Source organism: Chamaesiphon sp. OTE_20_metabat_361 (assembly GCF_031364565.1).
Genome location: NZ_JANLWO010000638.1, coordinates 1 through 6,259, shown reverse-complemented (window position 1 = coordinate 6,259; position 6,259 = coordinate 1). Strand labels below are relative to the sequence as shown.

Below are 6,259 nucleotides of genomic sequence, written 5' to 3'. Positions count from 1 at the left end.
GCTTATTAGTCGGTAAGTTGTGGTGTTGAGCACAGAGGTAGGCGATATATATTTGTGGGCTGCGATTATCTTAGTGGGGGCAGAACCCGGATCTGGGGGTACCGACCCCCAGCCCCCCCGTTGAGGAGCGGAACGCCGCTCCTCAAACTCCTCTGCGTAAGGTTCGATTTGTGTGTAGCGTAGCGTAGTGCGGCATTCACTCCACCTGAGATTTTAGTTGAGAGTTATTCAGATATTCTTACTACTGTGTAACGGAAATCAAGCAACCATTTCTTGTTCCCAGTCCCCTCGTCCCCATCCCCCCATCTCCCATCTCCCATCTCCCATCTCCCACCTTCCAAAATCACATAGGATTGCTACAGTAACTTGGGTTAATATTAAATAGCTCCTATTTCCCAGCCGATAAAGATGTCCGATCGCAGCTTGCAGTTACCCGTTGAAGAGGATACTTTACCAACGATCGATTGGTCTGTGGGGATGGGTTATCGACGACTCAAGGCAGCAACGATCTTGGGGAGTCTGTGGTTGGGTGTGGCGGCGTTGCATCTGATTAGTTGGGGCTATATCATCGCTTGGGCGATCGCGAGTGTCTTTTGTTGGCGGGCGGTGAGGTTGGTGGCGACAAAAGTAGTGCCGCCGCCAGTATTTAATCCGCCGCAGACTTATCCGTTTATTTCGCTGGCGATTGCGGCTAAAAATGAGGCGGCGGTAATTACCAATTTGGTAGAGAGTTTGTGCAGTCTGGATTATCCTGCCGATCGCTATGAAGTGTGGGCGATCGACGATAATAGTACCGATCGCACTCCGGAAATATTGGACAAACTCGCGCTTCAATATCCCCAATTGCAAGTCCTCCACCGCACCAGTAAGGAGACTGGCGGCAAGTCCGGCGCGCTCAATCAAGTGCTGACGCTGATGCAGGGCGAAATTATCGGTGTCTTCGATGCGGATGCCCAAGTTGCCCCAGATTTTTTGTACCGCGTCTTAGCCTACTTCCAATCGGCAACCGTGGGGGCGATCCAACTCCGCAAGGCAATTACCAATAGCGATACCAATTTTCTTACGCGGGGACAGCGGGCAGAAATGGCGCTCGATGCCTATCTCCAGCAGCAGCGGATTTGTGGCGGGGGGGTAGGCGAACTGCGCGGTAACGGTCAATTTGTGCGGCGAGCGGCTTTGGATGGTTGCGATGGTTGGAACGAGCAGACGATTACTGACGATCTCGATCTGACGCTGCGGCTCCATCTGACTGGCTGGGAAATCGAATTGATGCCTTATCCGCCTGTGGGTGAGGAGGGTGTGACGACCTTTACTGCTTTGTGGAATCAACGCAATCGCTGGGCAGAGGGCGGCTTTCAGCGTTATTTGGACTATTGGGAGGCGATCGCCAGCAATCGGATGGGCACTAAAAAAACTCTCGATTTGCTCTCCTTTTTAGCAATTCAATATCTGTTGCCGCCAGCGGGGATTCCCGACTTCCTGATGGCATTTTGGCTCCGGCATCCGCCATTATTGCTGCCCATGACCGCTTCCTTGGGCGTGGCACTGCCGTTGTGGGGAATTTGGGAAGGATTGCGGCGCAGCGATCGGCAAGGGGTCGATCGGGCAGATAGCGGCGATCGCCAGCTCACGATCGCTAGACTCTTGACGCAAACGGCGATCGGCTCGTTATTTATCCTCCACTGGCTGGTAATTATGCCCTTTGCGATCGCCCGGATGGCAATTTTTCCCAAGCGGCTCAAATGGGTCAAAACCCTCCGACAAGCCGATCTGTAGCTACTCGTCAAAAAAAGTACTATCTGATACTTACAAGTAGCCAACAATATGGCTATTCTTGGGCATACTTAGTATAGATAGATAGATCCTTACTTAGACCATTAGCTGAGATCGAACAGTGTGGCACAATAAATGGGTAGGTCTAGTATCTACAACCGCTGCTCACTCGATCGATTACCCATGCAGGATTCCCAGGAAATTGATTATTTCGGACAACGTATTCTCCAGATCGTCCAGCCGCTGGCGGCTGGTGCAGATCGCCAAGAAGTGCTGTCTCTTTTAGCTCGATCGGTCGCCAATAACTTTGCAGCAGATGGCTGCTGGATTCTTCAGTATGTAGCTCCGGATGTCGTCCGGGTAGCTGCTAGTGCTTGTGTTAGCCACCGTACCAACTCGATCTCCGAGCGCTTAGCCTCGATCGAGATTCCCGAGGCACCGACACCAATTCAATGGCGGATGCCATTACTCCCAGACTATCAGGTGACGATCGTCGAAACTCGCAACCAAAGTCTGGTAACTGGCTGTGTCATGGTGGCAACCAAAGGCGTGGAGTGGTTTCGCGAAACAAAATTGGTCTTGCAAATCGTTGCTGACTATATCGGTGTCGCCTTAATCGAAGAAGATCTCCACCAGCAAGCGCAGATCGCCCGGATCTATCCCCGGCTCCACCACAAACTGACGCAAGCAATTGTCGAAAATCAACCGATGGGTCGATTGTTTGAGGTCGCGGTAGCCGAGACGATCGCCGCACTACAACTCAAACGGGGCTTTGTTTTAACTCTCAAAACTAAAGAGGTCGCACCAGCTACCCCCACAGCCCCAACACCCGTTAACGCACCAGCACCAAGCGATTTATCAGAGCCAGATCTAGCATCGCCAGACTCGGAATGGGATCGCCCACTCGCCGCGTCAGCCGCAAATGTCGAGCCGCCAGTCCCGAGTGAGCCAGCACCTGCACCTGCACCCAGAAAGGTAACTCAAGTGCAGATTGTCACCACCATCGATGTGCGCGGGGGCAATTTGCCCCCGCTCCCAGCAGCGTTTTTAATTGAGGATTCGGAGCTGTGTCGGCGAGCGTTGGCAAATGTGCCCAATCCGACGATCTTTGACAGTCCCGATCGGTATACTCAAACAGATCGACTCATTTTTCAAACCGATCGACTCCCGAGCATGGCGATGATTCCGTTAATGGGTACGATCGCGCCCGGACGTCCACCCGCTGAAGCGGTGTGGGGTTGGTTGGTACTCCAGCACGATCGATCGCGGCATTGGCACCCCACCGAATTAAAATTACTGCAATGTCAGATCTTGCAAATCGCCCTAGCCAGAATCCAGCGCCGCGAACTCAAGCAAGCGCGCACGGCTGTTGCCAACCGGACATCGCAGGTGCAAACCAGTCTGCAATTGCAATCAAAGTTACACGATGTCGGTCGCAAGCGGCTGGAGAAATTGCGGCAAGCTAACGAACTTAAAGATGAGTTTATCAGTACGATCGGCCATGAATTGCGGACGCCACTGACAAGTATGTCGTTAGCGATCAAGATGTTGCGCCAAGCTGATATCGATCCCGAGCGCCGCGCTCAGTATCTGGATATTTTAGACGAGCAGTGTCAGCGGGAAATCAAACTAGTCACCGATTTACTCAAACTCCAACAGTTTGAAACCCAACCAGTCGAGGTGCGCTCCCAACCAATTTCACTCAATCAATTTGTATCCCAACAAGCCACGATTGTCGCAGATCGGTGGTCGGAAAGCAAAGCCCTAGAAATCGCCCTCCATCTCCCGCAGCTATCCTCTCAAATCGAAACCGATGCCGATAGTCTTCAGTATATTCTGGAGGAATTATTGATTAATGCGGGTAAATTTGCTCTACCGGAAACGCTCGTAGAGGTGTGGCTGAGTGTCGAACCAGAGCGAGCAATTTTCCAAATCGCCAATTTGAGTAAGCCAATTGCCAGCACAGATCTGCCCTATCTATTCGATCGCTTCCGACGCGGTGCGGGTGTTACGCAACAAGCGATCGCCGGGACTGGACTAGGTTTAGCCCTCGTCAAATCGATGGTCGATCGCATTCAAGGTACAATTACCGTGGCTAGTGATGTAGTCGAACCAGCGATCGCCAAAACCTGTTTCACGCTTACGATGCCGACAGTCATCGAACGGCACTAACTTGAGGAAGCCATCCACCATGTGGAAAATCGGATTGCCACAGCAGCTACCTCTCTTATCGAGATCGGTACTCGCCACCGCTCCAGCTCGCAGCCAAACCCGGTTTCGGTGGCAAAGAGCGAAGTATTCCTGTCGCGCCAGACAGTTGGATATTTATACTGCGGCAATTGGCTTGGGTTTGCATCTACTCCGGGACTTTTTGTTGCCGACGACCAACGAGCGCTATCATCGGCGACGCGCACAGAAATTAGTGAATACCGCGATCGGATTGGGGCCAACTTTTATTAAGATCGGTCAATCTTTATCGACGAGAGTTGATTTTTTTCCGCCAACTTATACCGCAGCGCTGAGTCAACTCCAAGATCGCGTACCAGCTTTTGACGCCCATGAAGCGATCGAGATTATCGAAACCGAATTAGGGGCGACCTTAGACTTATCATTTGCTTATTTCGATCCGATTCCCTTAGCGGCAGCAAGTTTAGGACAGGTACATAAAGCCAAATTGCGGACGGGTACAGAGGTGGTAATTAAGGTGCAACGTCCCGGTTTGCAGCGGTTATTTGAACTCGACTTTCAAGTAATTGAAAAGTTACTCTGGTGGGTCGATCGATTGCTGCCAAAAAAGAGATCGGCAGAACTTAGAGCTATTCATCAAGAATTTTTTACGCTGCTATTTCAGGAAATCGACTATACCAAAGAAGGTCAAAATGCCGATCGCTTTCGGAGTAATTTTCAAGATGACAAATCTGTTGTAGCTCCAAAAATTCACTGGAAATATACAAGTAATAAAGTCTTGACAATGAGTTACTTACCAGGAATTAAAATCGACGATCGAGCTACCTTAGAAGCCTGTGGTTTCGACCCTAAAAAAATCAATCAACTTGGAATTTGTTGCTATCTCAAACAGCTACTCGTCGATGGTTTTTTCCAAGCCGATCCGCATCCTGGTAATATGGCAATTATGGCTGACGGCAAGCTGGTCGTCTATGATTTTGGGATGATGGCAGAGTTAAAACATATCTCTACCGATCGAATGATCGAGACATTTTGGGCGGTGATGAAAAAGGATGAAACCGCCGTCACTAATAATCTAATCGAGCTGGGATTAGTCGAACCTGTTGCCGATATGCGCCCGATTAAACGCGTCATCGAATTTATGCTCGAACGCTTTACCGATCGACCAGTCGATATCAAAGAATTCGATCGCATCAAGAGTGAAGTCACGACATTATTCGTGCAACAACCATTTCAATTATCTCCGGAAATGAGCTTTATTCTCAAAGCTTTATCGACACTCGACGGCATTGCCCGGACATTAGATCCAGAATACAATCTAGTCGTCGCCGCGCAACCTTTTATCCGCAGTATTGCCGTAACCGAGCGCGGTAATATTATCGGCAAACTCAGCAAACAAGCAGTTAGTTATCTCAAACACAAATTAACAAAACCGAGTAATAGTAGGCTGCAAATACAGCAGCTAGAACAAAGACTGGAGCAGCAACAACTCGAAATATTAGTACGATCGCAGCGCACCGCTCGATTGATTAATAGTGTTTACTGGAATCTGACCTATCTTAGCTTGACTAGCATCAGTGCGATCGCGGCAATTTTATTAATTCCCACTCAGCCTTTATTCGCTACAATTTTAGGCAGTGTTGCTACTGTAGGAGCCTTAATTTGGCTGCGCTCTCTATTCAATCTAGTCATTCAATCTCGACTGATTAGTTAATCTGAGTTCGGGTTAAGGATATTAGCTTCGTTCTACCCCCGCCGCCGCTTGAAATCGGAGCTAACACTACAAAGTCCGCCTGCGCGGACTAATTTACTAGTCCGCGCAGGCGGACTTTGCATCACAAGCCGAGACTTCTAGTCTCCAGGCATTTGTTATCCCGACTGATTACTTAATCTTAAAAACAGTACTAAATCGAAGGTCAGCTTCGTAGCTGTGCGTTAGCTGTGGCTGGATCTGCTGCTGATACCGCCGCTAATGGCGATTAGCATTACCTGTTTGGGTTTCTGCTCGCCAGACATCTGGAGATGACCCAGCAGTTCGCCCAAAACCTGACTCAAACCGTCGCATGTATCGCTTCCGATCTAGCGATTTACTGGATTTACAGCCAATGTATTGCCCTGTCTCCGATACTCGATCGGTAGACCGCACATCCATAAACCAGTCGCTGATGATACCATAAATAGATACGAAAGCTGTAAAGATTTGACTACCTCAGCACTCATAAATTTTAGATTAACTTCCCTTATCGCTTGCCTCCTATGCTGAAAAAATTATTTGGCGATCCTAACGCACGTAAACTGA

The 6,259-nt window shown here is 49.6% G+C and carries 4 protein-coding genes; 3 read left to right on the top strand and 1 reads right to left on the bottom strand.

What is annotated here, in order from left to right:
• Positions 1-408: 408 nt before the first annotated feature.
• The 3 genes from RMO35_RS18340 (at position 409) to RMO35_RS18330 (ending at position 5,674) form a co-directional block, all read left to right on the top strand.
• Positions 409-1,776 (top strand): glycosyltransferase family 2 protein, encoded by a 1,368-nt coding sequence (locus RMO35_RS18340; RefSeq protein ID WP_309742919.1) that lies wholly within the window; start codon positions 409-411, stop codon positions 1,774-1,776.
• A gap of 180 nt (positions 1,777-1,956) precedes the next feature.
• Positions 1,957-3,945, top strand: coding sequence for a HAMP domain-containing sensor histidine kinase (locus tag RMO35_RS18335; RefSeq protein ID WP_309742917.1), 1,989 nt, complete (start codon positions 1,957-1,959; stop codon positions 3,943-3,945).
• Positions 3,946-3,964: 19 nt separating this feature from the next.
• A complete protein-coding gene (locus tag RMO35_RS18330; RefSeq protein ID WP_309742914.1) occupies positions 3,965-5,674 on the top strand; it encodes an AarF/ABC1/UbiB kinase family protein in 1,710 nt (569 codons plus the stop codon).
• A 365-nt stretch (positions 5,675-6,039) separates the two neighbouring features.
• On the opposite strand, the gene RMO35_RS18325 is transcribed toward RMO35_RS18330, so the two are convergent.
• A complete protein-coding gene (locus RMO35_RS18325; protein WP_309742912.1) occupies positions 6,040-6,180 on the bottom strand; it encodes a hypothetical protein in 141 nt (46 codons plus the stop codon).
• Positions 6,181-6,259 lie beyond the last annotated feature (79 nt).